This window comes from Rhodococcus sp. USK10 (assembly GCF_019378875.1).
In the GTDB taxonomy this organism is placed as follows: Bacteria; Actinomycetota; Actinomycetes; order Mycobacteriales; family Mycobacteriaceae; genus Rhodococcus_F; species Rhodococcus_F pseudokoreensis.
The window spans coordinates 4,727,968-4,753,857 of record NZ_CP076048.1; the positions used below are offsets into that span (position 1 = coordinate 4,727,968).

Sequence of the window (25,890 nt, forward strand, 5' to 3'; positions counted from 1 at the left end):
CAGAGGAGCCGTGCCATGCTGTCCACCGCATTCACCAAGACCTTCGGCGTCCGCCACCCGATCGTGCAGGGCGGTATGCAGTGGGTCGGTCGCGCCGAACTCGTCGCCGCCGTCGCCAACGCCGGAGCGCTGGGTCTGCTGACCGCACTGACCCAGCCGACCCCGGACGACCTCGCCAAGGAGATCGCCCGCACCCGCGAACTCACCGACCAGCCCTTCGGCGTGAACCTGACGATCCTGCCGGCGATCACGCCGCCGCCGTACGAGGAGTACCGGCAGGTCATCATCGACTCCGGCATCAAGATCGTCGAGACGGCCGGCTCCAACCCCGCCCCGCACCTGCCCGACTTCCACGCCGCAGGCGTGAAGGTGCTGCACAAGTGCACCAGCGTGCGGCACGCGATCAAGGCCCAGGACAGCGGTGTCGACGGCATCAGCATCGACGGCTTCGAATGCGCCGGCCACCCCGGCGAGGACGACATCCCCGGGCTGGTGCTCATCGCCGCCGCCGCCGAACAGATCACCATCCCGATGGTCGCGTCGGGCGGATTCGCGGACGGGCGTGGGCTGGTCGCCGCCCTCGCGCTCGGCGCCGACGGGATCAACATGGGCACCCGCTTCATGTGCACCGCCGAATCGCCGATCCACCAGAACATCAAGGAAGCGATCGTCGCCGCCAAGGAGACCGACACAGAGTTGATCTTCCGGCCGCTGCGGAACACCGCCCGCGTCGCGAGCAACACCGTGAGCCGGGAGGTCGTCGAGATCCTGGACCGCGGAGGCAAATTCGAGGACGTCCGGGAACTCGTCGCCGGCGCCCGTGGGCGCACCGTGTTCGAGAACGGCGACCCCGAGGCGGGCATCTGGACCGCAGGCACCGTCCAGGGCATCATCCACGACATCCCGACCGCCGGTGAACTCGTCGAACGCATCGTCGACGAGGCGGAGGCGCTGATCGCGGAGCGCCTCGCCGGCCTGTCGGTTCCCGTCAGCGCCTGATTCATCTGTAGGAGAGAAGTCATGCAGCGCACCATCTTCGAGAAGGATCACGAAGCGTACCGGGAAACGGTGCGCGAGTTCCTCGCCCGCGAGATCGAACCGCACTACGAACGGTGGGAAGCCGACCGGCTGATCGACCGCTCGGCGTGGCTGGCCGCCGGGAAGTCGGGGATCGTCGGACTCGCCGTGCCGGAGGAGTTCGGCGGCTCCGGTGTCACCGACTTCCGGTTCCGGTACATCGTCGCCGAGGAGATCGCCCGCACCGCGACGACGTCGTTCGGTTCGGGACTGGCGCTCCAGGACGACATCGCCATCCCGTACATCGCGAATCTCGGCACGCACGAACAGAAGCAGCGGTGGCTGCCCGGCATGGCCGCGGGCGAACTGATCGGTGCGATCGCGATGACCGAACCGGGCACCGGAAGCGACCTGCAGGGCATCAAGACCACCGCGGTGCGAGACGGCGACGACTGGGTGATCAACGGTCAGAAGACGTTCATCACCAACGGTATTCACTCCGACGTCGTCATCGTCGTGGCCCGCACCGACCCGAACGCCGGCTCCAAGGGCTTCTCACTCCTGGTCGTGGAGCGGGGCATGCCCGGCTTCAGCCGGGGCCGCAAACTGCACAAGGTCGGCCTGGCCGGACAGGACACCGCCGAACTCGTGTTCGAGGACGTGCGGGTGCCCGCGGCCAACCTGCTCGGCACCGAGGGGCGCGGCTTCGTCCACCTCATGGAAAACCTGCCCCTCGAACGTATCTCGATCGCCGTCAACGCGATCACCGTCGCGAAGGCCGCCTATCGGTGGACCCGGGACTACGTGTTCGAGCGCAAGGCGTTCGGCAAGCCGATCGGGGATCTGCAGAACACCCGGTTCGCGCTGGCGGAGATGCTCACCGAGATCGAGGTGACCGAATCGCACATCGACCGGTGCGTCCTCGCCTTGAACGCCGGCGAACTCACCGCCGTCGACGCGGCGAAGGGCAAGTGGTGGGCCAGTGAACTGCAGAAGCGCGTCGTCGACCGCTGCGTCCAGTTGCACGGCGGCTACGGCTACATGATGGAGTACCCCATCGGCCGCGCGTACGTCGACAGCCGGATCCAGACGATCTACGGCGGAACCACCGAGATCATGAAGGAAATCATCGGTCGCGACATCGCGGCCGGGTAGGCGGCTCCGCCGCCCGTGCGTGGTTGACGAGTCTCTGGACTCCTTAACCGCGCACGGGCGCGAAGCGCCTATCCCAGGCGGGCCCTCGCGTCGGCGTACTCACGGCCGAGGCGTTCGACGATCTGCGCCGCCGGGACGACGGCGTCCACGGCGCCGATGCCCTGCCCGGCGCCCCAGATGTCGCGCCACGGCTTGGCTTCGGACTTCGTGGCGGTGTCCGCGTCCTCACCGACGCCGAAGTCCATGGCGGACGGGTCGGAGACGGCGAGGTTGTTCGGGTCGAGTCCGGCGGCCTCGATGCTGCCGCGCAGGTAGTTGCCGTGCACGCCGGTGAACAGGTTGGAGTAGACGATGTCGGAGGCGGTGGAGTCGACGATCATCTGCTTGTAGCCCTGATCGGCGTTGGCCTCTTCGGTGGCGATGAACGCGGAGCCGACGTAGGCGAGGTCGGCGCCGGCGGCCTGCGCGGCGAGGACCGAGCGGCCGTGGGCGATGGACCCCGACAGCAGGAGCGGTCCGTCGAACCATTCGCGGATCTCCTGGATCAGCGCGAACGGCGACAAGGTTCCCGCGTGTCCGCCCGCGCCGGCGGCGACAGCGATGAGGCCGTCGGCGCCCTTCTCCACGGCCTTCTTCGCGAACTTGTTGTTGATGACGTCGTGGAGGACGATGCCGCCGTAGCTGTGGATGGCGTCGTTGACGTCGGCGCGGGCACCGAGGGAGGTGATGACGATCGGGACCTCGAATTCGACGATGGTGGCGAGGTCTTCGTCGAGGCGGTCGTTGCTCTTGTGGACGATGAGGTTGACCGCGTAGGGGGCGGACGGTGTTTCGGGGTTGTTGGCGTCGTGTTTGGCGAGTGCTTCGGTGATGCGGGTGAGCCATTCACGCAGCACGGGCTGCGGGCGGGCGTTGAGGGAGGGGAAGGATCCGACGACGCCGGAGGTGGATTGGGCGATCACCAGGTCGGGACCCGAGACGATGAACATCGGCGACGCCACCACGGGCAGGCGGAGCCGGTCTTGCAGGATCGGGGGCAGGCTCATGAATTTCTCCTTCATGCAGTGATGAGTGATGCAGTGGTGCAGGGTTTTACGACTGGGACAGCTGGGCGGCCATCAGTGGGATGAGCGCCTGCAGGCCCTTGACGGGCCGAACCATCACCTTGAACGACGTGATCCGGTCGCGGTCGTTCCAATGGATCAGGTCGATGCCGTTGACATGGATGCCGTCGAGTTCGGTCGCGAATTCCAGGACCGCCGAACGGTCGCCGTACCACTCCTCGACGTACCGGAATCCGGTGCCGTCGAAGACGGTCAGGGCGGCGCCGAGGTAGGCCAGGACCTTCGGCTTCCCTTCCTGCGGAGTGAAGACCGCGGGGGAGGAGAACACGGCGTCGTCCGCGATCAGGGCGTCGAGTGCGGCGAGGTCGCGGTGGTCGACGACGTGGTGCCAGCGGTCGACGACGGCGGGCCGGGCCGGCTGTGCGGCGGTCATCCGCGGAACGCCGGGGTCGGAAGGTCTTCGCCGAACACGTCCGGCAGGTCGTCACGGACGCTGTCGGGGAACACGGCGGGCCGCTTCTCGAGGAACGCGGAGATGCCCTCCCGGGCGTCCGGCCCGATGCCGCGGATGTTGATGCCGCGGGTTTCGACGCGGTGCGCGATCATCGGATGCTCGGCGCCGAGCGCCCGCCACATCATCTGGCGGGACAGCGCCACGGACACCGGGGCGGAGTGCTCGGTGAGGCTCCGGGCCAGCGCGTAGGCCTCGTCGAGCAGGGACTCGCGCGGATACAGCTTGTACACGAGGCCGGCGTCGTGGGCTTCCGTCGCGGGGAACACCCGGCCGGAGTACACCCAGTCGAGGGCCGTCTGCAGCGGGACGAGGCGCGGGAGGAACCACGTCGAGCAGGATTCGGGCACGATGCCGCGGCGGTTGAACACGAATCCGATGCGGGCGTCGTCGGCGGCGAGGCGGAAGTCGGCGGCGAGGGTCATCGTGATGCCCACGCCCACGGCGGGCCCGTTGATCGCGGCGATGATCGGCTTGCGGGATTCGAACATCCGGAGCACCACCCGGCCGCCGCCGTCGCGACGGGCGTCGGCACCCTCGTCCTCGTCCTGCCATTGGTCGAACGTGGCGGTACCGGCCGACAGGTCGGCGCCCGCGCAGAACGCTCGTCCGGCTCCGGTGAGCACGATCGCCCGGACCGTGTCGTCCGCGTCGAGTTGGTCGTATGCGGCGATCAGCTCGTTCTCCATCGTGGTGGTGAATGCGTTGAGCTGGTCGGGCCGGTTGAGGGTGATCGTCGCGATGCCGTCGGCGACGGCGAGTCCGATGTGATCCATCGCACCAGCATGACATCGCTACCGAACGATCGCTAGAGCGGAATCTGTGACGGGACCCACTACTCTGGTGTGGTCGTGTGACGATCGGAGCGGGGACGGAGTAACCAGGGATGTGCGCTGCAAAGGTGGCCGCCACGAGCACGGGTACCGGGCGGCAGGTGATCCTCGACTCCGCGGTCGCCAACATGAACGAACGCGGCTATCACGGCACGTCCATGCGCGACATCGCGCGCGGCGCCGACATCACCGTCGCGTCGATCTACCACCACTTCGCGTCGAAGCAGGAGATCCTGCAGGACATCATGGTGCGCGCACTGCACGACGCCATCGCGATGACCCGGGGCGCGCTGCTGCGTTCGGGCGGCGCCCCCGCCGACCAGTTGCAGGCGCTGATGCGGGCGTGGGTCATGTTCCACACCACCCGGCAGCGGGACGCGATGGTCGGTGCCACCGAGATCCGCAGCCTCGACGATCCGGGCCGCCGGCTCGTCGTCGCCCTCCGTGATGAACAGGAGCACCTCTTCCGCGACGTCATCGAGCGTGGCGTCGAGGAGGGCGACTTCGCGACCGAATACCCACGGGACGCGGTTCGCGGCATCATCAACATGGGTCAGTCGGTGTGCACGTGGTGGCACGCCGACGGTCCCCTGAAACCCGAAGAACTCGCCGAGCGCTACGCCGACCTCGCCCTCGCGATGGTGAAACCGGCCGTCTGATCGCATGAAATTCGCCCGAAGACTCGACGCTCTCCAGCAGCGATATCCGGCGATGGGTTTCCCGATCGCCGTCGCGTACAAGTTCCTCGACGATCAGGGCGTGTATCTCGCGGCGTTGATCGCCTACTACGGGTTCATCTCGCTCTTTCCCCTCCTGCTGCTGCTGTCCACGGTGCTCGGGTTCGTGCTGTCCGGGCATCCCGAACTGCAGCAGGACATCATCGACTCGGCGCTCAGCCAGTTCCCCGTCATCGGAGCCGACCTGGCCGACCCGCACCGGATCGGCGGCGGAGTGACCGGCCTGGTGATCGGCCTGGTCGGAGCCCTCTACGGCGGCCTCGGTGTGGCGCTGGCCTGCCAGAACGCCATGAACACGGCCTGGTCTGTTCCGCGCAACATGCGCCCCGACCCGATCCGCGGACGGCTGCGGGGTCTGCTGCTGCTCGGCACCATCGGGCTCGCGATCCTGGGGACGGCCGCGGTCGCCGGGATCGGCGCCGCGACGCACCTGTCCGGTTCGTTCACGGTGCTGCTGATGCTCGCCGCGATCGCGATCAACTCGGCGATCTTCGTCCTCGCGTTCCGGCTCGCCACCGCCCGTCCGCTGTCCGTCGCCGACGTGGCGCCCGGTGCCGTCGCGGCGGCCGTGCTGTGGCAGGTGCTGCAGTCGTTCGGTGCGTACTACGTCAGCAAAGTGGTGAGCACGGCGTCCGTGACGAACGGGGTGTTCGCCGTCGTGCTGGGACTGCTGGCGTTCCTCTTCCTCGCCGCCGCGGCCGTCGTCGTGTGTGTGGAGATCAACGTCGTCCGCGTCGACAGGCTGCATCCGCGGGCGCTGCTCGTGCCGTTCACCGACAAGGCGGAACTCGTGGACGGCGACAAGCGGACGTTCACCGACCAGGCGAAGGCGCAACGCGCGGTCCCGCGCCAGGGAATCCACGTCACCTTCGACGAACTTTCTGAGATCATGGACGAGTCTGCACCGACGGACGAGTCTGCACCGACGTCGAAGGAGGAGCCGTGACCGAACCGATCTTCGACAAGTCGGAACAGCTGAAACAGGTCCAGCAGGGGATTCTCCCTGGCGAGACGATCATCGCCGTGTACGACTGCATCGGCGCGGGCACCGGCTTCCTCGCGATCACGAACCTGCGCGTCGTGATCCAGGACAAGAGCTTCGTCGGCAAGCGCACCGCGATCACGTCGATCCCGTACAAGAACATCCGGTCCGTCTCGTTCCTCAGCAACAAGTCGTGGGCCGGCCAGTTCTTCTCGTCCAGCAGCATCGCCGTCGACGTCGCCCAGACCACGTACGAGGCCGATTTCCGCGGCATGGACAAGGCCCACCACGTCCACACGGTGATCCTGCAGCACATCACGTGACGTAGGTCGCTCCGGTCCGGTGCGCCGGGCCCACATCTCACCTGCGGGCCCGGTGAGTGGAATCACGCCCGCGCGGATTGTTAATTCACTTGCGGCCTCACCCATACTGGGACGAGCCGGATTGCCACCATCTCGGCCCGGTTCATCCTCAGGCGAGTCCATTGGACGTGCTCGCCGATCCTACGATCAGCCCGACGGGAGTCTTGCTGCCATGACGCCGCCTGCAGTTCACCTCACCGAACCTGCGGTCACCGCTCGTCCGTCTCTGCGTCCGCGGATTCCGTCACCGAGTCGGCGGGGCGCGATGCTCGCGCTTGCCCTCGGCGGGTTCGGTATCGGCACAACGGAATTCGCGTCCATGGGCCTGTTACCGGCGATGGCTTCCGCGACGGGGGTGTCGGAGCCGGTGGCCGGGCACTTCGTGTCCGCGTACGCGCTCGGTGTCGTCGTCGGGGCGCCCGTCATCGCGGCACTGGCCGCCCGCGTGGAGCGGCGCACGCTGCTCATCGCGTTGATGGGCACGTTCGTGATCGGCAATCTCGCGACCGCGCTCGCCCCCGGATACGAAACGCTGCTCGCCGCCCGATTCCTCGCCGGGTTGCCGCACGGCGCGTACTTCGGCGTCGCGGCGCTCGTCGCCGCGCACCTCGCGGAACCGGGCAAGCGTGCCAAGGCGGTCGCGACCGTGATGATGGGTCTGTCCGTCGCCAACGTGATCGGGGTGCCCGCGACGGCGTTCTTCGGCCAGATCCTCGGCTGGCGGTCCGCGTTCGCGTTCGTGGTGCTCATCGGAATCGTGACGCTGGTGGCACTGGCGCGTCTCGTCCCGCCGCTGGCCGGGGTGCACGTGAGCAACCCGGTGGCCGAACTCGGGGCGCTGCGCCGGGGACAGGTGTGGATGACGCTGATTTTCGCGACGGTCGGGTTCGGTGGCTCGTTCGCGGTGTACACGTACATCAGTTCGACGCTCACCGACGTGTCCGGGCTGCCGCACTCGATGGTGCCGGTGGCGTTGATGCTGTTCGGTTCGGGGATGATCCTCGGCAACGTCGTGGGTGGGCGCATCGCCGACAACGCGGTGGTCCCCGGGCTGTTCGGGTGCATGATCGCCCTGATCTGCGTCCTCGCCCTGTTCGTCGTCGCCGCACACAACCCGGTGACGGCGCTGATCGTGCTGTTCTTCATCGGCATGGCGGTGACGTCGATCTTCCCGGCCGTCCAATCGCGGCTGATGGACGCGGCGGGTGACGCGAAGACGCTCGCGTCGACGCTGATCCACAGCGCGTTCAACCTCGCCAATGCGGGTGGTGCGTGGATCGGTGGCGTCGTGATCGCCGCCGGATACGGCTACACCGCCCCGGCCGCCGTCGGCGCCCTGCTCGGCGTCGCCGGACTGATCGTCCTCACGATCGCCGTCCTTCTCGACCGCCGGCGCCGGCCGGAACCGGTCGCCGGCTGACGGTTCAGGCGTGCACCCCGGCGGCGTAGCGATCTCGTAGCGTGCCCTTGACGAGCTTCCCCGTGGGGGTGCGGGGGAGGTCGTCGCTGAAGACGACGGTCCGGGGCACCTTGAACCGGGCGAGCCGTCCCCGCACGTGGTCGAGGAGTGCGCCGGCCAGCGCGTCGTCCCCGGTCTCTCCCGGAACGGTCTGGACGACGGCCAGCACCGATTCGCCCATCTCCTCGTCCGGGATCCCGATCACCGCGACGTCGAGGACGGCGGGATGTTCGGTGAGGGTGTTCTCGATCTCCTGCGGATAGATGTTGACGCCGCCGGAGATGATCATGAACGACTTCCGGTCGGTGAGGAACAGATACCCGTCCTCGTCGAGGTAGCCGACGTCGCCGGTGGTGGTCCACGTCGGGTGCTGCGGGTGCTGGGCGTCGCGCGTCTTCTCGGGGGCGTTGTGATATTCGAACGGCAGGGTGTCCCGCTCGAAGTAGAGGGTGCCCACCTCACAAGGTGCGAGGTCGGCACCGTCGTCGCCGCAGATGTGGGCGACGCCGAGCGCGGCGCGGCCGACCGTGCCGGGCCTGCAGAGCCATTCCTCCGAATTCACCAGGGTCATGCCGTTGAGTTCGGTGGACGAGTAGTACTCCGACAGGATCGGACCCCACCAGTCGATCATCTGCCGTTTCACGTCCACCGGGCACGGGGCGGCGGCGTGCACGGCGACGCGCAGGCTGGAGACGTCGTACTTCTCCCGGGTCTCCGCGGGGAGTTTCAGCATGCGGACGAACATCGTGGGCACCCACTGGCTGTACGTGACGCGGTACTGCTCGATGTACGCGAGCGCCTTCTCGGCGTCGAAGCGGTCCATCACGACGACGGTGCCGCCGAGGGCCTGCACCGACGCGCAGGTGCGCAGCGGTGCGGCGTGGTACAGCGGGGCGGGTGACAGGTAGACGGTGTCGGGTGTGACTCCCCACACCGTCGCGTTCATCCCGGTCATGGTGTCGCCCGGGTCCTGGATCTGCCGTGCCGGCAACTCCGGTTTGATGCCCTTCGGGCGGCCGGTGGTGCCGGAGGAGTACAGCATGTCCGCACCGCGCGGCTGGTCGGGCAGCGGAACGTCGGACTCCGCGGCCGCGGCGGCGTCGAGGGAGGCGTAGCCGGGAATCGTTCCCCCGAACGCCAGTCGGTGCTCGACACCGGGGGTGAGGGCGGGAAGTTCACCGGTGACCGCGTCGAGTGCGGCGTCGACGATCAGCGCCCTGGCACCGCAATCGTCGACGACGTACGCGATCTCCGGCGGCGTGAGATGCCAGTTCACCATGGTGAGGTAGAGCCCGGAACGCATGGCGGCCCAGTAGATGTCGAAGATGGCGGGGGTGTTCGTGGCCAGAACCGCGACGTGATCCCCGCGGCGCAGGCCGAGGGTGTGCAGGTGGCGGGCGATGCGGACCGAGCGGGACTCGAGTTCGGCGAAGGTGACCGTCTGCCCGGTGCCTGCCATGATGACGGCCGGCTTGTCGGGTGTGGTGGCAGCATGAGCGCCGGGATACATGGTTACTCCCATTCGTGGTGGATCTCGAGTGGTGAAATCGTCTCGGCGTCAGCCGAGTTGCTCCTGCGCGACCTTGGACCGCCGTGCCACGCCGGCCACCGAGACCAGTCCGATCACCGCCGCCACGATCACGAAGACGGCGGGAGAGAGGATGTTTCCGGTCTTCGCCACGAGCCAGACGGCGACGAAGGGGGCGGTGCCGCCGGCGATGACGACACCGAGGTTCCAGCCCATCGCGACACCGGTGAAGCGGACGTCCTTGTCGAACAGCAGCGGCATGAGCGTGTACGAGCCGACCTGGGCTCCGATGGTGTTGACCATGATCAGCAGATAGGCGATCGCGGCGATCCACAGGCTGTGGTGCATGACGGCCATGGCGGGGTAGGTGACGATCGCGAATCCGGCGAAGCTGATCACGGTGAACCGCAACCGTCCGATGCGGTCGGCGAGGACGCCGCCGAGCGGCATCGCGAGTGCGACGACGCCGATGACGGCGGTCGCGATCCAGTACACCGGGGTGCGTTCGTAGCCGAGGCTCTTCATCAGATGGATGCTCATGTAGGTGAGGCCGATGTATGCGGTTCCGTTGCACGCCACACTGATTCCGACCGACTGCAGGAGAGCGAGCGGCTGACGCCGGAAGACGGCGACGACGGGCGCCTGGGCAGGCCCGGAATCGGCGTCCTCACCGTGGGTTTCCTCGACCCGGGTGCGGGCCCACAGGCAGAGCAGCGTCAGCGGCAGCGCGAGCAGGAACGGGACCCGCCATCCCCAGCTCTCGAGTTGCACGTCGGTGGTGAACGCCGACACCGTGCCCGCGACCGCGGCGGCCATCGCGAACCCCATCGTGGAGCCGAGCGGGGTGAACGCGCCGTAGGTGGCCTTGAGATGCCGCGGCGCCGATTCGGAGATGAACGTGGCCGAGCCGCCGACCTCGCCGCCGGCCGAGAATCCCTGGACCATCCGGACGACGACGAGCAGCACCGTGGCCCAGATCCCGGCCTGCGCGTGGGTGGGCAGGAATCCCATCGCCATGCTGCCGAGGCCCATGCAGACGAGCGTCGCGAGGAGGGCCTTCTTCCGCCCGAACCGGTCGCCGATGTGCCCGAACACGATGCCGCCGAGCGGGCGCATGAGGTAGGCGGTGCCGAACACGGCGAGCGCCGACAGCAGCGCGGTGGCCGGGTCGCTGCTGGGGAAGAACAGCGGCGCCATCACGATCGCGAGATAGCCGTACAGGCTGAAGTCGTAGTACTCGATGAGGGTGCCCACTCCGCCTGCGATCGCGGCGCGACGTGCTCGGACGCGGTCTTCGGCACGCCATTCGGTGGTGGCAGCAGACCCGGTCAACTGGTCCGTCATAGGTGTCCTGACCTTTCGAGGCGGATGAGACGTGCATCACTTCCCGTGGATCATGCCAACTGAACGATCGCTTGGCAAGCGATCCGATCTTCTGGACTCTCGGCTGTTAATCGCAGAGTATAAGGATATTGACTTCCGGCGCTCGTTCGGCTGATGATGGGAACTGGCCGAACGAGCGTTTGGCTGAACATCGAAGGACTGGAAAGGACGCAGCGGATGACGACGTCCCACGCCGAAGCGGACACCCACGAGGGCCGGGAGGATTCGGCAGGCGTCGATCTCACCGCCCTCGCCCACTACCTCGACGGCGCACTCGACGGCGGCGTGAGCGGCGACCTCACCCTCTCGCTCATCAGCGGCGGCCGTTCCAACCCCACCTACCGGGTCGCCGACGCCGACCGGACGTGGGTGCTGCGGCGTCCCCCGTACGGGCACGTCCTGCCGAGCGCCCACGACATGAAACGCGAGTTCACCGTGATCCGGGGGCTGGCCGGAACCGCCGTCCCGGTGCCCGAAGCGGTGCTGCTGTGCGAGGACGCGGACGTGCTCGGCGCGTCGTTCTACCTCATGGAACTGGTGGACGGCATGCCCGTCGGGACGGTCGAGCAGGCGTCCGCACTCACCCCCGGTGAGCGCCGCCGGCTCGGACTGGATCTGGCCGACACCCTGGCCGCGCTCCACGACGTCGACCCGGACGCGGTCGGGCTCGGCTCGTTCGGACGCCCCGACGGCTACCTGGAACGCCAACTCGACCGCTGGTCCCGGCAATGGGAGGCCTCGCGCGCCGCCGATCGACCCGAGGTGGCCGTGCTGCTCGACAAGCTGCGCCGCGCGCTGCCCACCTCACACTTCCCGGGCATCGTCCACGGCGACGTCAAACTCGACAACGTGCTCGCGTCCCGCGGCGACGCCGGGAAGATCGTCGCCGTCCTGGACTGGGAAATGGCCACCCTCGGCGACACCCTCGCCGACGTCGGGATCATGCTGAGCTTCTGGGACCAGCCCGGAGCGGTCGACAACCCGGTGACCAAGGGCCTCGCCCGCCTGGACGGTTTCCCCACCCGCACCGAACTTCTCGACCGCTACGCCACACAGCGCGGCATCGAAATTCCCGACATCGACTGGTACACGGTGTTCGCCGACTTCAAGATCGCCGTCATCCTCGAGGGCATCAACGCCCGGCACGCGCAGGGCGACACCGTCGGTGGGGGTTTCGACGACGTCGGCGACATGGTCGGCCCGCTGTTGCAGCGCGCGCTCGACCTCGCCGCGGCGTCGCCCGTGTCCGAGCTTCGCCGCTGACCGCGGCATCACCGAAACAGATTGGAGCCACGGAAGTGGAATTCGAGTACAGCCCGAAAGTCGTGGAACTGCAGGCGAAGCTGACGAAGTTCATGCAGGAGCGGGTGCTGCCCGCCGAGGCGATCGCCGAGGAACAGCTCGCGTCCAAACCGGACCACTGGGGTGCGCCGCCGATCGTCGCCGACCTGAAGGCCGCCGCCAAACGCGAGGGCCTGTGGAACCTCTTCCTCCCCGCCCGCGAGGGCGCAGGCCTGACCAACCTCGAGTACGCGCCGCTCGCCGAACTCACCGGCTGGAGCCCGCTGATCGCCCCCGAGGCGTTCAACTGCAATCCGCCGGACACCGGCAACATGGAACTGCTGCACCTCTACGGCACCGCCGAGCAGAAGCAGGAATGGCTCGCCCCGCTGCTCGACGGCGAATTCCGCTCGTGCTTCTCGATGACCGAACCGGACGTCGCGAGTTCGGACGCCAACAACGTCCGCCTCGAGATCGCCGAGGACGGCGACGACTGGGTGCTGACCGGGCGCAAGTGGTGGTCCACCGCGGCGCTGCGCGACGACTGCCGGGTGGCCATGGTCATGGGCGTCACCGACCCCGACGCCCCGGTCGGCAACCGGCACAGCATCGTTCTCGTCCCGATGGACACGCCCGGACTGACGATTGTCCGGTCCACCACCGTGCTCGGCTTCACCGACCGCCACGAGGGCGGCCACGGCGAGGTCGTCTTCGACAAGGTCCGCGTCCCCAAGGCGAACCTCCTCGGTCCGCGCGGCAAGGGCTTCGCCGTCGCGCAGGCCCGGCTCGGTCCGGGGCGCATCCACCACTGCATGCGACTGATCGGGATGGCCGAACGGGCCATCGCGCTGATGACCGAACGCGCCCGCACCCGCGTCGCGTTCGGCAAACCGCTCGCGGACGAGGGCGTCGTGCAGGCGACCGTCGCGGACGCCCGGATCCACCTCGACGCCGCCCGGTTGCTGGTGCTGCGGGCCGCCTGGCGGATGGACGTCGAGGGCACCAAGGCGGCCCGCCACGACATCGCCGCCGCCAAGGTGATGGTCCCGCTGACCGTCAAGCGGATCGTCGACGACGCGATGCAGATCTTCGGTGGCGCCGGACTGTCGCAGGACACGATCCTGCCGGTCCTGTACGCGCAGGCCCGGTTCCTGCAGATCGCCGACGGCCCCGACCAGGTGCACCGCCGCTCGCTCGCCCGCGCCGAGTTCGCCGCCACGCCGGTCCTGAAAGAAGTCCGCGGGTGACCGAGGACAGGACGCGCGCCCGGCAGCAGAGCATCGGCGACATTCCACGTCGGTCCGCGGCGCGTTTCCCGCACAAGCTCGCCGTGGTGCACCGCGACGTCCGGCTCACGTTCGCCGAATTCGACGCCGTGATCGACCGGGTCGCGGCGGCCCTGCACGCCGAGGGCCTGACACGGGGCGACCGGCTGGCGTTGCTGTCGCACAACTGCTGGCAGTACCCGGTGCTGAACTTCGCGACCGCCCGGCTCGGGGTCGTCCTCGTCCCCGTCAACTTCATGCTGACCGGCGGGGAGATCGGGTACATCCTCGACGACTGCGCCGCCGACGCGTTCGTCGTCGAGGACGCGCTGGTGCCCGTCGCCGAGACGGCGCTCGCGGAGTCGAAGGGAAGCGTCCGGGTGCGGGCGGCGATCCCACTGGCCGGGGCGGGGGTTCCGGACGGGTGGGTCTCGGTGGCCGGCTGGACGCACGGTGCGGTCGCATCGCCACCCGAGGTGTTCGTGGAGGACGACGACGTCGTCCGCATCATGTACACGTCGGGCACCGAATCGCGGCCGAAAGGGGCGATGCTCACCAGCCGGTCGCTGATGTGGCAGTACATCAGTTGCATCGTCACCGGCGGCATGAGCAGCGAAGACGTGGAGGTGCACGCACTGCCGCTGTACCACTGCGCCCAGCTCGACAACTTCCTCAGCACCGACATCTATCTCGGCGCGACGAGCATCATCGTCGACGGACCCGACCCCCGGGTGCTGCTGCGCACCATCGAGATCGAGCGGGTGACCAACCTGTTCTGCCCGCCGACGGTGTGGATCTCGCTGCTGCAGTCGCCGGAGTTCGAGCACACCGACCTGCGGTCGCTGCGCAAGGGCTACTACGGGGCGTCGCCGTTGCCGGTGGAGATCCTGCGGGAGATGAACCGCCGGTTGCCGGGCATCCGGTTGTGGAACTTTTACGGGCAGACCGAGATGGCGTCGCTCGCCACGGCCCTCGGACCGGAAGATCAAGAGACGCGCGGCGGTTCGGCGGGCAAACCCGCCCTCAACGTGGAGACGCGGATCGTGGACGACCGCAACCTGCCGCTGCCCGCGGGGGAGGTCGGCGAGATCGTGCACCGCAGCCCCCACGCCACCGTCGGCTATCTCGGGCAACCCGAGAAGACCGCGGAAGCGTTCGCGGGCGGCTGGTTCCACTCCGGTGACCTCGGCTACCTCGACGAGGACGGGTACCTGTGGGTGGTCGACCGCAAGAAGGACATGATCAAGACCGGCGGCGAGAACGTCGCCACCCGCGAGGTCGAGGAAACACTGTACGAACTCGACGGCGTCGGTGAGGCCGCCGTCTTCGCGGTGCCGCACCCCCGGTGGATCGAAGCGGTCGCCGCCGTCGTGGTTCCGTCCGCCGGCGTCGAACTCGACGAGAAAGACGTCGTCGAGCACTGCCGCGCCCGGCTCGCCGGCTACAAGGTGCCCAAATACGTGATCGTCGCCGACTCCCTACCGAAGAACCCGAGCGGCAAGATCCTCAAGCGCGTCCTCCGAGACACGTTCGGTTCCATTGCCCAAGACTGAGCAGGAGACCCCCATGCCCACCGCCTCGCATGCGGTCCCGCCGAAGCCGCGCGCGGCCCGCGCGTCCTTCGCCGCCGCCATCTCGACGTCGCTCGAGTGGTACGACTTCTTCATCTACGCCACCGCGGCCGCGCTCGTCTTCAACACCACGTTTTTCGCGACCGACAGTCAGGTCGTCGCCGCACTCAACTCGTTCGCGACCGTGGCGGTCGGGTTCATCGCCCGGCCCATCGGCGGTGTGCTCGCCGGCCACTTCGGCGACAAGGTCGGCCGCAAACCCGTTCTCGTGGCCGCCATCGTGATGATGGCCGTCGCCACCTCACTGATCGGTCTCGTGCCCAACACCCAGCTCGTGTGGCTCGCACCCACGATTCTCGTGACCCTGCGGATCTGCCAGGGTCTCGCGGTCGGGGCGCAGTGGGGCGGCGCCGTCCTCCTCGCCACCGAGAACGCGCCCGCCGGACGTCGCGGGTTCTACGGCAGCTTCGCGCAGCTCGGTGTGCCCATCGGCGTCGTCCTCGGAAACGTCGTCTTCCTCGTCATCACAGCGATGTTCGACTCCGAGTCGTTTCTCGCCTGGGCGTGGCGCATCCCGTTCTGGATCAGTCTCGTGATGCTCCCGGTCGCGTTCCTCATCCACCGCTACCTGGAGGAGACCCCCGAGTTCCAGGAGCTGTCGAAGAAGCTGGCCGAGGCGCCGGTGGCACGGAAGTCGCCGATCCTGCAGGTGCTGCGCAAGAACCCCGGCACCGTCCTCACCGCCGCCGGAGCGAACGCCATCGGCGTCATCTTCTTCTACACGATGATCACCGGCTCCGTGCAGTTCGCCACCACCTATCTGGGGATCGAACGATCCACCGTCCTCGGGTTCATCCTCGCCGCCTGCGTCCTGATGATTCCGCTGGTCCCGTTGGCCGGATACCTCTCCGACCTCTACGGCCGGAAGCTGATCTTCGGCATCGGCACCGCCGGGATGCTGCTGTGGGGAATTCCGATGTGGCTGATGATCGGACACTCGAGCCAGGGCGCACTGTGGCCGTTCGCGCTGGCCGTCTTCGGCGCGGTGATCGTCATGTCGTTCCAGACCGGAACGCAGGGAACGCTGTTCGCGGAACTGTTCCCACCCGAGATCCGGTTCTCCGGAGCGTCCCTCGGCTACCAGATCTCCGCCATCATCGGCGGCTTCTCCCCGATGGTCATGGTGCTGCTCATCAACGGCGACGCCGCCAACGCCTGGCGGGTCGGGGCCTTCCTCGCCGGCGCCGGAACCGTCGGGCTGCTGTGCCTCGTCGCGATCGTCCGGAAGTACTCGTCTCCGGACGTCCAGCAGTCGGCTGCCCGCCGGTCCACCGTCGCAGCCTGAGGTGACGTGAGTGGCAAAGTGTGGTCGGGCACGCTTTGCCACTCACCTGGGGATCGGAGGCGAACATGGGTACCGGATCCTGGAGGGACGTGCTGTCCCGCTCGCAGATGGACGGCATCCTCGAGGTCCTCGAATCGTGCTGCGACGTCGACGACCCCGCCGACTACAAGCGGACCGTCGTGGAATCCATTGCGACGGTGTTCCGGGTCCGCGACGTCACGTTCTTCTTCGGACCGACATTTGCCGACATCTTCGCCGACCCCGCTCCGCTGCTGACGGGTGCCGCCTCCCCGCTGCTGCACGAGTATCACGCCTGCTGGCGCGACAAGGACATCTTCGCGCTCCCCGAGGCGCGCCGCTCGCTGACCGATACCGGGTTCATTTCCCTGGACCACCTGCATGCGCTGCCCGCGCCGCAACGCTCCTACGTCGAGGACTACCTGCACCCGCACGGAATGGGAACGGCGTCGGCGCTGCACCTCCGGCTCGCCGACGGCGAAGCTCTGGTCGGCATGTTCGATCGTGAACGGAGCTGGGATGCGAGTGAGACTCTGGCAGTGCAGTGTCTCGCTCGCCAACTCCGCGCCCAGAGCAGGTCGTTACGGCTGGCGGGGGACGACGGCCCCGTCGATCCGCTGGGCAGCCTGACCCCGCGCCAGATGCAGGTGGCCGAGTTGGTGAGCGACGGCCTCAGCAACAACGAGATCGCCGAGGTGCTCTCGCTGTCCGAATTCACCGTGAAGAAGTATGTGAGCCGAATCTTCGAGGCCACGGGTTTGAAGAACCGGGCGTCGCTGGCCGCGTGCGTGCTCCGGCGCGGCCGGCGACCTACGGTGTGAGCGGCGAATAGGCGATGACGGTCAGCCCGTGGGGTGATCGAAGCACCACCCGGCATTCGTGATCGCCGACGGCCGGTTCGCCCACATCCCATCCCGCGTCGCGTGCGAGCGTCGCGGCCGCGGCGACGTCGTGCGTCTTCCCCAGCAGGCACCAGGGCGGCACGTCCGTCTCGTCGGACAGGCACAGGGTCGTGAACTTCGCCCACGCACTCCCGTCGCTGAACCCGGCGGGGCCGAGGGCCTCGGTGAGGTCGTCGAATGTCTCCGCCCAGCGCGCGGTCGAGTGCATCACCGACATCTTCTCGAATACGTGACTCAGTGGGGTGCGTTCCATGGTTTCTCCTGACGTGTCAGTGGCGGGTGACGAGATGTGCGTGGGTGAGGTTGTGGCCGAGCCGATCCCGCTTCGTTGCCAGGTACCGGGCGTTGTGATCGTTCGCCGCGATCTCGAGCGGCGTGGTGCCCGCGACGGTGACGCCGGCCGCGGCAAGCCCGGCGGCCTTGGCCGGATTGTTGCTGAGCAGATCGATCCGGTCGACGCGCAGGTCGCGGAGGATGGCCGCGGCGTCGGCGTAGTCGCGGGCGTCGACGGGCAACCCGAGTCGCAGGTTCGCGTCGACGGTGTCGAGGCCCAACCAGTCCTGGAGTTGGTAGGCGGCGATCTTCGCGGCCAGCCCGATGCCGCGGCCCTCGTGCCCCCGCAGGTACAGCAGCACCCCGGCGCCGGCGTCGGCGATGCGCTCCAGCGCGGCGGACAGTTGCGGGCCGCAGTCGCAGCGCCGCGACCCGAGGACGTCGCCGGTGAGGCATTCGCTGTGGACGCGGGTCAGGGCGGTGCCGACGGTCGGGTCGCCGAACACCATGGCCAGGTGCTCGATCCCGGTGGCCGAGCGGTAGGCGATCGCGGTGAACGCGCCGTGATCGGTGGGGACGACGGCGTCGGCGCAGCGGACGACGCAGGGAACCGGCTCGACCGCAGTCATGCCGGGCCCGCGGGGGTGAGCTGGTGGAACGTGGACGTGTAGAACAGCAGCGGGTCGGGGGTGTCGGTGGCGCCGAGTTCGACGACACGGCCGACGACGAGGTCGTGGTCGCCGACAGCTTGGACGAGGTCGATGTGGCAGTCGACCCAGGCGTGGGCGCCGGCGAGGCGCGGTGATCCCGTGGTGGCGGGGGTCCAGTCGATTCCGCGGAACTTGTCCGCGCCGCTGCGGGCGAACGTGCGGCCCAGTTCGTGCTGGTCGGCGGCGAGGATGTTGGCGCAGAACCGGCCGGAGGCGGCCACGTTGGGGAAGGTCGTCGAACCCCGGCCGACGAAGAACGCGACGAGGGCGGGGTCGAGGGAGACGGAGCTGAAGGAGCCGACGGTCAGTCCGACGGGGTTGCCGGTGTCGTCGACTGCCGTGACGGCGACGACGCCGGTGCAGAATTTTCCGAGGACGGTGCGGTAGGCATCCCGGATGTGTTCGGGGGTGGTGGCGGTGATGTGCGGTGAGGTGGGGGTTCGCATCGGTACCTCCTTCGGTGCTGAATGTTCGGAGTCCGCCGGACGGAAGCGGACTCCGAACAAGGTCTATCCGCGGACGGACGAATTCGAGACGAGGATCGACAACTCGTCGAGCGCAGCGCGATAGATCGATTCGATCGCCGTCGTCAGCTCCGACTCGACCTCCGCCGAGTCCGCGGCGAACGTCGCGGCCCAATCCACAGTGCAGGACTCGGCGGACGTGCCGAGCACGGAGATGGTGGACCGGTAGTGCGTCAACGGCAATGGGCCGTCGATGTACTCGTAGGTGTACCGGCGTTCGCTGTCACTGTGCTCGGCGATCCGCTCACGGGCGGGCTGACCGTCGGCGAAGACGATGTGGCGGATCCCCTGCTCCATCCGGGCGGCCGCCACCGACGGAATCCATTCGGCGACCGATCCCGGGTCGCCGACGCGGGCCCAGATCGTGTCGGCGCCGACGGGGAACTGCTTCTGAATGCTGATCTCGGCCATCGCCCTACACCCGTCCCAGCTCGGCTTCGTACTTCTTCGTCATGTGCGCGACGGCCTTCCGGTGCTCGTCCGCCTGCCCCTCCCGCACGCGGCGGGCCCGCTCGTCCGCGTCGAGCAGTGGCTGCGCCTGACCCTGGAAGAACGGCATGACGTCCTGGGCGAACAGCTCGTACGACCGCGCGGTGGCCTGCGGGTTGGCCCAATCATGGCCCTGCAGAAGCAGAGTGCCGAAACCGCCCGACTGATCGACGAGACGCTGGACCTGTGCGCGGGCCTCCTCGGCGGTGCCGATGACGCCGATTCCCGAATTGTTGATGAAATCGATCATCTCGCGCTTGTTCTCACCCTCGACCGCCATCTGCGGGAACGCGGCGACGTGCTGCAGGTACTTGAACCAGTGTTCGATGCCGTGCTCGACGTCGCGGTAGGCCTGCTCCCGCGTTTCGGCGATGTGGAAGGGTCCCACCAGCCGCCACTTGGAGCGATCGACGTCCTCGCTCCGGCCCGCGAGCGTCGCGAATTCCTCGAGCATTCCCCAATGATGTTGCAGAGCACTGAATCCGTCCGCGGTCAGCGTCGCGGCGATCGACAGCAGGCCGATACCGTGATGGCCGGCCAGTCGCGCTCCCGTCGGGGAGGCGATCGCGGCGACGACGACGTCGAACAGGGGAGAGGAGTACGGCGCCATCTGAATGCACGCATCGACGAGCGTGTGGGTCCGCGTCTTCGCGCTCACCGTCTCACCCCGCAGCAGACGCATGATGATGTCGGTGTTCTCCGCGAGCAGTTCGCGGGTGTCGATCTGCGACAGGCCGAGCATCGCCGCATCGGTCGGCAGGGACCCGGGACCGAGGCCGAACAGGACGCGACCGTGGGTCAGGTGGTCGAGCATCACCATCCGCTCCGCCGCCCACAGGGGGTTGTGGTACGACACCGACGTCACGCCCGTCCCCAGCTTGATGCGGCTGGTCCGTTCGCCGGCGGCGGCGATCATGATTTCCGGGGACGCGTAGATTTCGGAGCCCGCCGAATGGTGCTCGCCGAACCAGGCCTCGTCGTAGCCCAGCCTCTCGAGTAACTGAACCAACTCCAGGTCGCGCTGCAACAACAGCGTCGGGTTCTGACCCGGTGTGTGGATCGGCGCCAGAAACGTTCCGAACTTCAGCCTGCTCATGATCACTCCTGTGTGACGGGGGCAACAGTGAGTGAAACGCTATGGCCGCGAGCACATCGCGTGTAGTCCTCGAAAGGAGACACTTCGCCGCATCAGCGGGACAGCTTGCGCTGCCTCGCATAGGCCACGCCGACGAGCGCGCGCAGTGCCTGCGGTGCCCGCTTCGCGGTCCGCAGGACGGCCTGGTCGATCATGCTCAGCTTCGGTGCGAGTCGCGGGACGGTCCGGGGCGCGTGGTCGGCGTCGGTGAGGGAGTACAAGGGCCACCGGCCCGGCACGCCCTTGAGTTCGCGTTCGCCCACGTCGGCGAAGCGCAGTCCCGACCCCACCACGAGGTCGCGCACGGTCCGCGACACCAGTACCTCCCCGGCCCCGGCCGCGGAACCGATGCGCGCGCCGACGTGGACGGTCATCCCGCTGACGTCGGGTCCATTCCGCTCGACCTGTCCGGTGTGCACGCCGGCCCGCACCTCGAGGCCGAGGGTGCACGCGTCGTCGACGACAGTCCGCGCGCACCGGACCGCCGCGGCGGGGCCGTCGAAGATGCTGAACGTGCCGTCGCCCGCCACGTTGAGGAGACGTCCGCCCGCGTTTTCCACCGCGTCGCGGACCTGCCGTTCGTGGGTGGCGCGGAGTTCGCGGTAGGCGGCGTCGCCGATCCGGGCGAGCATCTCCGTCGACCCGACGACGTCGGTGAACAGCACGGACGCGACGAACTGTCCAGCGTCCGGTGTCGGATGCCCGCCGGTGGCGACTTGCTCGACGTGATCGATGATCGGCTTCCACGCCTCGCCGAGCGACGCGCCGGGCGGCGCAGGCGGCAGCAGGTGGAAGGTGCCGCGGGGAATATGGGTGGCGACGTACCGGGAGGCCGTCGCGGGGACGGGACTACCGGAGACGAGCACAACCCGGGCCGGGCACTGGATCGACGGCAGAATGTCCGAGTAGTCGAGGCGGAAAATCCACTCCATGTGGGCGCGCGCGACGGCCGGTGCCGCGGAGTTCCGCTCGAGCATCGCCATCAGCCGCCGGTTGAACGGGGAATCCTCGAGGGGATCCCACAGCGGCACGGTCGCGCCCGACCCCCACGACTCCGTGGCCGCGCGCCATGCGGCGACGAACTGGTCCCGCTCGGTGGCCGTCCAGCCGTCCGGTACGTGGTCGCCGCCGATCAGCCGCTCGGCGAACGGCTGGATCAGCACCACCCCGGTGACCCGTTCCGGCGACCGCGCCGCCACGAGCGCCACGGCGCCGCTCGCGCTGGCCACACCCACCAGCATTGCCTCACGCATCCCGATCGCGTCCATCACCGCGACGATGTCGTCGGCCTGCTCCTCGAGCGTCGGCAAGTGGTCGACCGGTTCGGACAGTCCCAGCCCCCGCTGCTGGAAATACGCGGTGCGGGCGAACGTGCTGCCGCGTTCCATCAGGTAATGGATCTGCGGGTCGGTCCACATGAGGTCGAGGTGCATGTTGATCTCGAACAGCCACACGACGTCCAGCGCGCCGCCGCCCACCACCTGATACGCCAGCGCGTGTCCGTCACGCTGGACGTACTGGACGACCGGTGGGTCCATTTTCCCAGCGTAAACGCATGTGAGCGGCAAAGTGTGCGTCCGGACGCTTTGCCGCTCACCTGGGGAGGGTGCCGAGCTCGCGGGCGCGGGCGATTGCGGAGGTCCGAGACTTGACGCCGAGTTTGCCGAAGATGTGAACGAGATGGGACTTCACGGTCGTCTCGGAGAGAAACAGTTCCTTCCCGATCTCCCGATTGGATCGCCCCGCGGCCACCAACGTCAGCACCTGGATCTCCCGCGGGCTGAGGCTGGTGGCCGGCCGGCGGACGCGTGTCATCAGTTTCGACGCCACGGCCGGGGAGAGCACGCTGTCGCCGGCCGACGCGGCCCGGACGGCGGCGAGGAGTTCGGGCGGGGGAGTGTCCTTCAGCAGGTACCCGGCGGCGCCGGCGGCGATCGCGTCGAGGATGTCCGCATCCGTGTCGTAGTTCGTGACGACCAGCACGTGCGGCGGATTCGGCAGGGACCGCAGGTTCCGGGTGGCGTCCACCCCCGACGTGCCGGCGCCGAACCGGAGGTCCATGAGCACGAGGTCGACCGGGGTCGTCGCGCACAACGCCACGGCGGCGTCGGCGGTGGCCGCCTCGCCGACCACCTCGATGTCGCCCTCGTGCTCGAGCAGGGCGCGCAGGCCCGCGCGCACGATCGCGTGGTCGTCGGCGAGCAGCAGTCGGATCATGCGCCGGCCTCGAGCGGGAACGACACCGCGACCGCGGTCAGTCCCGGTTCCGACTCCACCGACATCGACCCGTCGAGCAGCTCGACGCGACGGCGAATCGAATTCAGCCCGAACGCTTTCGACGGCTCACGGTCCAGCAGTGCGACATCGAAGCCGATGCCGTCGTCGACGACGTCCAACCGGACCGCATCCTCGTAGTAGGTGAGAGTGACCGCCATCCGGGACGACTGCGCGTGCCGGACCACGTTCGACACCGCGCCCTGCGCGATCCGCACCAACGCCGCCTCGACGGGCATCGGCAACCGCACCGGATCCCCCACGACGACGGCAATCGTGTCGAAGGTGTCGCTCCGCGCCTGCGTGCAGATCCGCGCGAGCGCGTCCGCGAGCGACTGCCCGTCGAGGACGGCGGGTGTGAGATCGCCGATGAGCTGCCGGGTTTCGGCGAGGCTGTCGGCGGCGGTCTCCCGCGCCAACCGGATACGGTCCCGCGCGGGATGGTCCGGGTCCGCGCGTTCCGCGGCGTGGAGCAGCATCTGGATGCTCGACAGATCCTGCGCGACGGTGTCGTGGATCTCGCGTGCGAGCCGCTCACGCTCGGCCAGGGAACCGGCGGCACGTTCCTGCTCGGCGAGTTCGGCTCGGGTCCGGGTCAATTCGTCGATGAGGCGATCGCGTTCGACGGCCTCCCGGTACAACGCCCGGTAGCCGAGGCCGATCGCCACCGCGACGCACGCACCGATCACCGGACCGACGACACCCGCGACGCTCCAGCCGCGGTGCATTCCGGTGCCTGCCACCGCCACGACGGTCGCGGCTGCGACCGCCAGGACTCCCCATCGTCGCGGCAGCAGATGCAGGTACAGGAAGAACAGTCCGAACGCAAGATAGGCGGCGTCGGGGGCGAGGACCATCAGCGCCACCCACAGTGCCGTCAGCGCTGCGAGCCACCAACCCCCGCGCAGACGTCGCGTCGCCCCCGCCGCGTACACCGCGAGAAACGCCACCGACAGCACCACGATCGCCGGCGCGTTCGGCGCGTCCAGGAGGACGGCACGCAAGATCACGACTGCAGTGAGCGCCGCGGTCAGCGCATGCAGTCCGAGCTGGAGTCCCGCGAACACGGGAGTGAGAGGGGAGCGGTGCACCCCGTCCAGCTTATCGACGTGAGCGCACCCGGCATCCATCGAAAGTCGGAACCCGCACCCGACCTTCGACCGCCGAGAATTCCATCCCACGTGCGATGGAACCGTGCCGTGCCGGGGGCACGGTGAGTTCGGAGGCCGTGAGCGCCGCCCCGGCCCGCATCGACTGCGGCGCCGGTCGTGATCCGGAGAGGACCATCTGTGTTCGTCGCATCGAGAGACCTGCGTGCCGCGCGGGGTCGCTTCGCGCTGATATCCGTCGTCGTGGTGCTGATTGCGCTGCTCGTCACGTTTCTCAGCGGTCTCACCGCCGGATTGCGCCACCAGAACGTGTCCGTCGTGGAACGTATCGACGCCGAGTCGGTGGTCTTCGCGGCCTCCGACGACGGTCCGTCGTTCGACGAGTCCGCGCTGACGTCCGAGCAGGTGGCCGTCTGGCGGCGGAGCGCCGACTCGGTGCACCCGATCGGGGTGGGACGAGGCTCGGCGTCCGCAGCAGGAGGTGCGACGAAGGGGGTGGCGCTCGTCGGCGCGGACGGCGGTGTGGGCGACCGCGCACCGTCCGTGCCGGGAACCGTGATCGTCGGGGACGGCGCGGCGCGGTCGCTCGGGGTATCCGCCGGCGACACGGTGACGATCGCCGGCCGGGCGTTCACCGTCGCCGCGGTCCGCGGCGACGACTGGTACGGCCACAGCCCGGCCGTGTGGATGACGCTCGCCGACTGGCAACACGCGAACCCGCGCGGGGGCGCGGCGACGGTGCTCGCGGTGTCGGGCGGGGACGACGCCACGAACTCCCTCGCGGCGACGACCTCCCGAACCGTGGCCGACTCCTTCTCCGCCATCGGCTCCTACACCTCCGAGAACGGGTCACTGACGTTGATGACGGTGATGCTGTTCGCGATCTCCGCGCTGGTCATCGGCGCGTTCTTCACGGTCTGGACACTCCAGCGCACCCCCGACGTCGCGACGCTGAAGGCGCTCGGAGCGTCCACCGGCTCGCTCGTGCGGGATGCGCTCGGGCAGGCGCTCGTCGTTCTGCTCGCCGGCGTGGGTGCCGGTGTCGCGACGGCGGCCGTGGCCGGGTCGATGATCGGCGACGCGGTGCCGTTCGTGCTCGACATCTCCACCACGCTCCTGCCCGCCACCGCACTCGTCGGGCTCGGCCTCTTCGGCGCCGCCTTCGCGCTCCGCTTCCTCTTCACCACCGACCCCCTCACCGCACTCGGGAGCACACGATGACCACACCCGCCCTCACGCTCGACGACGTCACCCTCACCTACCCGGACGGCGCCGGACGCGTCACTGCCCTCGACTCCGTGTCGCTGACCCTCGGCCGGGGTGAGATCGCCGCGATCACCGGTCCGTCCGGTTCCGGAAAGTCGACGCTTCTCGCGGTGGCGTCGACACTGATCCGGCCCGACTCGGGCTCCGTCCGGTTGGGCGACACCGAACTCACCACTCTCAGCCGGCGCGAGGCGTCCACACTGCGCCGCGACAGGATCGGCATCGTGTTCCAGCAGTCCAACCTGGTGTCGTCGCTGACGGCCCTCGAGCAACTCGAGGCGATGGCGCATCTCGGGCAGCGGTGGTTCGTGCCGCGGCGGGCGGGGCGCGCGAAGGCTCGCGACCTGCTCGACGCCGTCGGCCTCGCAGATCACGCCGGAAAGCGGCCGGCGCAGTTGTCGGGTGGGCAGCGACAGCGGGTCAACCTCGCCCGGGCGCTGATGAACGATCCGTCGCTGCTGGTCGTCGACGAGCCGACCAGCGCGCTCGACCAGGAACGAGGCGCCGCGATCATGGATCTGATCCTCGGTGTCGTGCGAGAACGCGAGGTCGCGACGCTGCTGGTGACACACGACAGCACGCATCTGTGCAGAATGGATGCAGTCCACCGCGTGGTCGACGGCTCACTCACCCGTGAGTACTTGTTAACCACGGGCGGTTAACAAGTACTCACAGGTGTGAACAATATGTTTCTTCC

25 protein-coding genes and 1 pseudogene are annotated in these 25,890 nt (G+C 68.5%); 13 read left to right on the forward strand and 13 right to left on the reverse strand.

The window, feature by feature from the left end:
* The first annotated feature begins 15 nt into the window (after positions 1 to 15).
* Entirely contained in the window at positions 16 to 999 is a 984-nt protein-coding gene (locus tag I1A62_RS28775) for a nitronate monooxygenase family protein (protein ID WP_219455663.1), read from the forward strand.
* Positions 1,000 to 1,020: 21 nt separating this feature from the next.
* Positions 1,021 to 2,172 carry an acyl-CoA dehydrogenase family protein gene (locus tag I1A62_RS28780; protein ID WP_124392030.1) on the forward strand — a complete coding sequence of 384 codons (1,152 nt, stop codon included), beginning with the start codon at positions 1,021 to 1,023 and terminating at the stop codon, positions 2,170 to 2,172.
* A gap of 68 nt (positions 2,173 to 2,240) precedes the next feature.
* On the opposite strand, the gene I1A62_RS28785 is transcribed toward I1A62_RS28780, so the two are convergent.
* From I1A62_RS28785 to I1A62_RS28795, 3 genes are read right to left on the reverse strand one after another with little or no spacing between them, the layout of a single operon-like run.
* Positions 2,241 to 3,218, reverse strand: coding sequence for a nitronate monooxygenase family protein (locus I1A62_RS28785; protein WP_219455665.1), 978 nt, complete (start codon positions 3,216 to 3,218; stop codon positions 2,241 to 2,243).
* Positions 3,219 to 3,264: 46 nt separating this feature from the next.
* Complete coding sequence (locus I1A62_RS28790) at positions 3,265 to 3,669, reverse strand: nuclear transport factor 2 family protein (RefSeq protein WP_219455666.1); 405 nt, start codon at positions 3,667 to 3,669, stop codon at positions 3,265 to 3,267.
* Positions 3,666 to 4,523 (reverse strand): crotonase/enoyl-CoA hydratase family protein, encoded by an 858-nt coding sequence (locus I1A62_RS28795; RefSeq protein WP_124392033.1) that lies wholly within the window; start codon positions 4,521 to 4,523, stop codon positions 3,666 to 3,668. The genes I1A62_RS28790 and I1A62_RS28795 overlap by 4 nt, the downstream gene beginning before the upstream one ends.
* 110 nt (positions 4,524 to 4,633) lie before the next feature.
* On the opposite strand from I1A62_RS28795, the gene I1A62_RS28800 reads away from it, so the two are divergent.
* From I1A62_RS28800 to I1A62_RS28815, 4 genes are all read left to right on the forward strand, one after another.
* Positions 4,634 to 5,239, forward strand: a complete 606-nt coding sequence (locus tag I1A62_RS28800; RefSeq protein WP_072949220.1) for a TetR/AcrR family transcriptional regulator — start codon at positions 4,634 to 4,636, stop codon at positions 5,237 to 5,239.
* A gap of 4 nt (positions 5,240 to 5,243) precedes the next feature.
* Positions 5,244 to 6,263, forward strand: coding sequence for a YihY/virulence factor BrkB family protein (locus tag I1A62_RS28805; RefSeq protein WP_257890570.1), 1,020 nt, complete (start codon positions 5,244 to 5,246; stop codon positions 6,261 to 6,263).
* The gene (locus I1A62_RS28810; RefSeq protein WP_124392035.1) at positions 6,260 to 6,622 is read left to right on the forward strand and encodes a PH domain-containing protein; all 363 of its coding nucleotides are present in this window, start codon (positions 6,260 to 6,262) and stop codon (positions 6,620 to 6,622) included. The genes I1A62_RS28805 and I1A62_RS28810 overlap by 4 nt, the downstream gene beginning before the upstream one ends.
* A 211-nt stretch (positions 6,623 to 6,833) precedes the next feature.
* Positions 6,834 to 8,081, forward strand: coding sequence for an MFS transporter (locus I1A62_RS28815; RefSeq protein WP_257890571.1), 1,248 nt, complete (start codon positions 6,834 to 6,836; stop codon positions 8,079 to 8,081).
* Positions 8,082 to 8,085: 4 nt separating this feature from the next.
* Here the strand turns inward: I1A62_RS28815 and I1A62_RS28820 are convergent, their stop codons facing one another.
* Together I1A62_RS28820 and I1A62_RS28825 are read right to left on the reverse strand one after the other, a co-directional pair.
* The gene (locus I1A62_RS28820) at positions 8,086 to 9,630 is read right to left on the reverse strand and encodes an acyl-CoA synthetase (RefSeq protein WP_219461497.1); all 1,545 of its coding nucleotides are present in this window, start codon (positions 9,628 to 9,630) and stop codon (positions 8,086 to 8,088) included.
* Between the two features lie 48 nt (positions 9,631 to 9,678).
* Positions 9,679 to 10,992: an MFS transporter gene (locus tag I1A62_RS28825; RefSeq protein ID WP_124392037.1), complete on the reverse strand. Its 1,314-nt coding sequence runs from the start codon at positions 10,990 to 10,992 to the stop codon at positions 9,679 to 9,681.
* Positions 10,993 to 11,208: 216 nt separating this feature from the next.
* Between I1A62_RS28825 and I1A62_RS28830 the strand changes: the two genes are divergently transcribed.
* The 5 genes from I1A62_RS28830 (at position 11,209) to I1A62_RS28850 (ending at position 17,332) form a co-directional block, all read left to right on the forward strand.
* On the forward strand, positions 11,209 to 12,294 hold the full coding sequence (locus tag I1A62_RS28830) for a phosphotransferase family protein (RefSeq protein ID WP_219455668.1): 1,086 nt from the start codon (positions 11,209 to 11,211) through the stop codon (positions 12,292 to 12,294).
* 35 nt (positions 12,295 to 12,329) lie between these two features.
* The gene (locus I1A62_RS28835; RefSeq protein ID WP_219455670.1) at positions 12,330 to 13,559 is read left to right on the forward strand and encodes an acyl-CoA dehydrogenase family protein; all 1,230 of its coding nucleotides are present in this window, start codon (positions 12,330 to 12,332) and stop codon (positions 13,557 to 13,559) included.
* Positions 13,556 to 15,130: an acyl-CoA synthetase gene (locus I1A62_RS28840; RefSeq protein ID WP_219455672.1), complete on the forward strand. Its 1,575-nt coding sequence runs from the start codon at positions 13,556 to 13,558 to the stop codon at positions 15,128 to 15,130. Before I1A62_RS28835 ends, I1A62_RS28840 begins: the two co-directional genes overlap by 4 nt.
* Positions 15,131 to 15,143: 13 nt before the next feature.
* Positions 15,144 to 16,493, forward strand: coding sequence for an MFS transporter (locus tag I1A62_RS28845; RefSeq protein ID WP_219455674.1), 1,350 nt, complete (start codon positions 15,144 to 15,146; stop codon positions 16,491 to 16,493).
* 65 nt (positions 16,494 to 16,558) lie between these two features.
* On the forward strand, positions 16,559 to 17,332 hold the full coding sequence (locus I1A62_RS28850; protein WP_219455676.1) for a LuxR C-terminal-related transcriptional regulator: 774 nt from the start codon (positions 16,559 to 16,561) through the stop codon (positions 17,330 to 17,332).
* Here the strand turns inward: I1A62_RS28850 and I1A62_RS28855 are convergent.
* From I1A62_RS28855 to I1A62_RS28890, 8 genes and pseudogenes are all read right to left on the reverse strand, one after another.
* Complete coding sequence (locus tag I1A62_RS28855) at positions 17,322 to 17,666, reverse strand: hypothetical protein (protein ID WP_124392043.1); 345 nt, start codon at positions 17,664 to 17,666, stop codon at positions 17,322 to 17,324. The genes I1A62_RS28850 and I1A62_RS28855 overlap by 11 nt on opposite strands.
* A gap of 16 nt (positions 17,667 to 17,682) precedes the next feature.
* Positions 17,683 to 18,321: pseudogene (locus I1A62_RS28860) on the reverse strand (GTP cyclohydrolase II); the annotation flags it as partial.
* Positions 18,312 to 18,842 (reverse strand): flavin reductase family protein, encoded by a 531-nt coding sequence (locus I1A62_RS28865; RefSeq protein ID WP_219455677.1) that lies wholly within the window; start codon positions 18,840 to 18,842, stop codon positions 18,312 to 18,314. The gene I1A62_RS28865 and the pseudogene I1A62_RS28860, both read right to left, overlap by 10 nt.
* 63 nt (positions 18,843 to 18,905) lie before the next feature.
* A complete protein-coding gene (locus I1A62_RS28870) occupies positions 18,906 to 19,331 on the reverse strand; it encodes an SRPBCC family protein (RefSeq protein WP_219455679.1) in 426 nt (141 codons plus the stop codon).
* 4 nt (positions 19,332 to 19,335) lie between these two features.
* Complete coding sequence (locus tag I1A62_RS28875; protein ID WP_072949192.1) at positions 19,336 to 20,505, reverse strand: LLM class flavin-dependent oxidoreductase; 1,170 nt, start codon at positions 20,503 to 20,505, stop codon at positions 19,336 to 19,338.
* Positions 20,506 to 20,597: 92 nt separating this feature from the next.
* Complete coding sequence (locus I1A62_RS28880) at positions 20,598 to 22,082, reverse strand: adenylate/guanylate cyclase domain-containing protein (protein WP_219455681.1); 1,485 nt, start codon at positions 22,080 to 22,082, stop codon at positions 20,598 to 20,600.
* Positions 22,083 to 22,137: 55 nt separating this feature from the next.
* On the reverse strand, positions 22,138 to 22,761 hold the full coding sequence (locus I1A62_RS28885; RefSeq protein ID WP_219455683.1) for a response regulator transcription factor: 624 nt from the start codon (positions 22,759 to 22,761) through the stop codon (positions 22,138 to 22,140).
* On the reverse strand, positions 22,758 to 23,948 hold the full coding sequence (locus tag I1A62_RS28890; RefSeq protein ID WP_219455685.1) for a sensor histidine kinase: 1,191 nt from the start codon (positions 23,946 to 23,948) through the stop codon (positions 22,758 to 22,760). Before I1A62_RS28890 ends, I1A62_RS28885 begins: the two co-directional genes overlap by 4 nt.
* A 159-nt stretch (positions 23,949 to 24,107) precedes the next feature.
* On the opposite strand from I1A62_RS28890, the gene I1A62_RS28895 reads away from it, so the two are divergent.
* Positions 24,108 to 25,148 (forward strand): ABC transporter permease, encoded by a 1,041-nt coding sequence (locus I1A62_RS28895; protein ID WP_219455687.1) that lies wholly within the window; start codon positions 24,108 to 24,110, stop codon positions 25,146 to 25,148.
* Complete coding sequence (locus tag I1A62_RS28900) at positions 25,145 to 25,855, forward strand: ABC transporter ATP-binding protein (protein WP_124392050.1); 711 nt, start codon at positions 25,145 to 25,147, stop codon at positions 25,853 to 25,855. Before I1A62_RS28895 ends, I1A62_RS28900 begins: the two co-directional genes overlap by 4 nt.
* Positions 25,856 to 25,890: the final 35 nt, after the last annotated feature.

Bases quoted from the DNA above. Each gene is read 5' to 3' on its own strand.
- I1A62_RS28775 (WP_219455663.1), top strand. From the start codon at position 16: ATGCTGTCCACCGCATTCACCAAGACCTTCGGCGTCCGCCACCCGATC.
- I1A62_RS28780 (WP_124392030.1), top strand. From the start codon at position 1,021: ATGCAGCGCACCATCTTCGAGAAGGATCACGAAGCGTACCGGGAAACG.
- I1A62_RS28785 (WP_219455665.1), bottom strand. From the start codon at position 3,218: ATGAGCCTGCCCCCGATCCTGCAAGACCGGCTCCGCCTGCCCGTGGTG.
- I1A62_RS28790 (WP_219455666.1), bottom strand. From the start codon at position 3,669: ATGACCGCCGCACAGCCGGCCCGGCCCGCCGTCGTCGACCGCTGGCAC.
- I1A62_RS28795 (WP_124392033.1), bottom strand. From the start codon at position 4,523: ATGGATCACATCGGACTCGCCGTCGCCGACGGCATCGCGACGATCACC.
- I1A62_RS28800 (WP_072949220.1), top strand. From the start codon at position 4,634: ATGTGCGCTGCAAAGGTGGCCGCCACGAGCACGGGTACCGGGCGGCAG.
- I1A62_RS28805 (WP_257890570.1), top strand. From the start codon at position 5,244: ATGAAATTCGCCCGAAGACTCGACGCTCTCCAGCAGCGATATCCGGCG.
- I1A62_RS28815 (WP_257890571.1), top strand. From the start codon at position 6,834: ATGACGCCGCCTGCAGTTCACCTCACCGAACCTGCGGTCACCGCTCGT.
- I1A62_RS28820 (WP_219461497.1), bottom strand. From the start codon at position 9,630: ATGTATCCCGGCGCTCATGCTGCCACCACACCCGACAAGCCGGCCGTC.
- I1A62_RS28825 (WP_124392037.1), bottom strand. From the start codon at position 10,992: ATGACGGACCAGTTGACCGGGTCTGCTGCCACCACCGAATGGCGTGCC.
- I1A62_RS28830 (WP_219455668.1), top strand. From the start codon at position 11,209: ATGACGACGTCCCACGCCGAAGCGGACACCCACGAGGGCCGGGAGGAT.
- I1A62_RS28845 (WP_219455674.1), top strand. From the start codon at position 15,144: ATGCCCACCGCCTCGCATGCGGTCCCGCCGAAGCCGCGCGCGGCCCGC.
- I1A62_RS28850 (WP_219455676.1), top strand. From the start codon at position 16,559: ATGGGTACCGGATCCTGGAGGGACGTGCTGTCCCGCTCGCAGATGGAC.
- I1A62_RS28855 (WP_124392043.1), bottom strand. From the start codon at position 17,666: ATGGAACGCACCCCACTGAGTCACGTATTCGAGAAGATGTCGGTGATG.
- I1A62_RS28865 (WP_219455677.1), bottom strand. From the start codon at position 18,842: ATGCGAACCCCCACCTCACCGCACATCACCGCCACCACCCCCGAACAC.
- I1A62_RS28870 (WP_219455679.1), bottom strand. From the start codon at position 19,331: ATGGCCGAGATCAGCATTCAGAAGCAGTTCCCCGTCGGCGCCGACACG.
- I1A62_RS28875 (WP_072949192.1), bottom strand. From the start codon at position 20,505: ATGAGCAGGCTGAAGTTCGGAACGTTTCTGGCGCCGATCCACACACCG.
- I1A62_RS28880 (WP_219455681.1), bottom strand. From the start codon at position 22,082: ATGGACCCACCGGTCGTCCAGTACGTCCAGCGTGACGGACACGCGCTG.
- I1A62_RS28885 (WP_219455683.1), bottom strand. From the start codon at position 22,761: ATGATCCGACTGCTGCTCGCCGACGACCACGCGATCGTGCGCGCGGGC.
- I1A62_RS28890 (WP_219455685.1), bottom strand. From the start codon at position 23,948: ATGGATGCCGGGTGCGCTCACGTCGATAAGCTGGACGGGGTGCACCGC.
- I1A62_RS28900 (WP_124392050.1), top strand. From the start codon at position 25,145: ATGACCACACCCGCCCTCACGCTCGACGACGTCACCCTCACCTACCCG.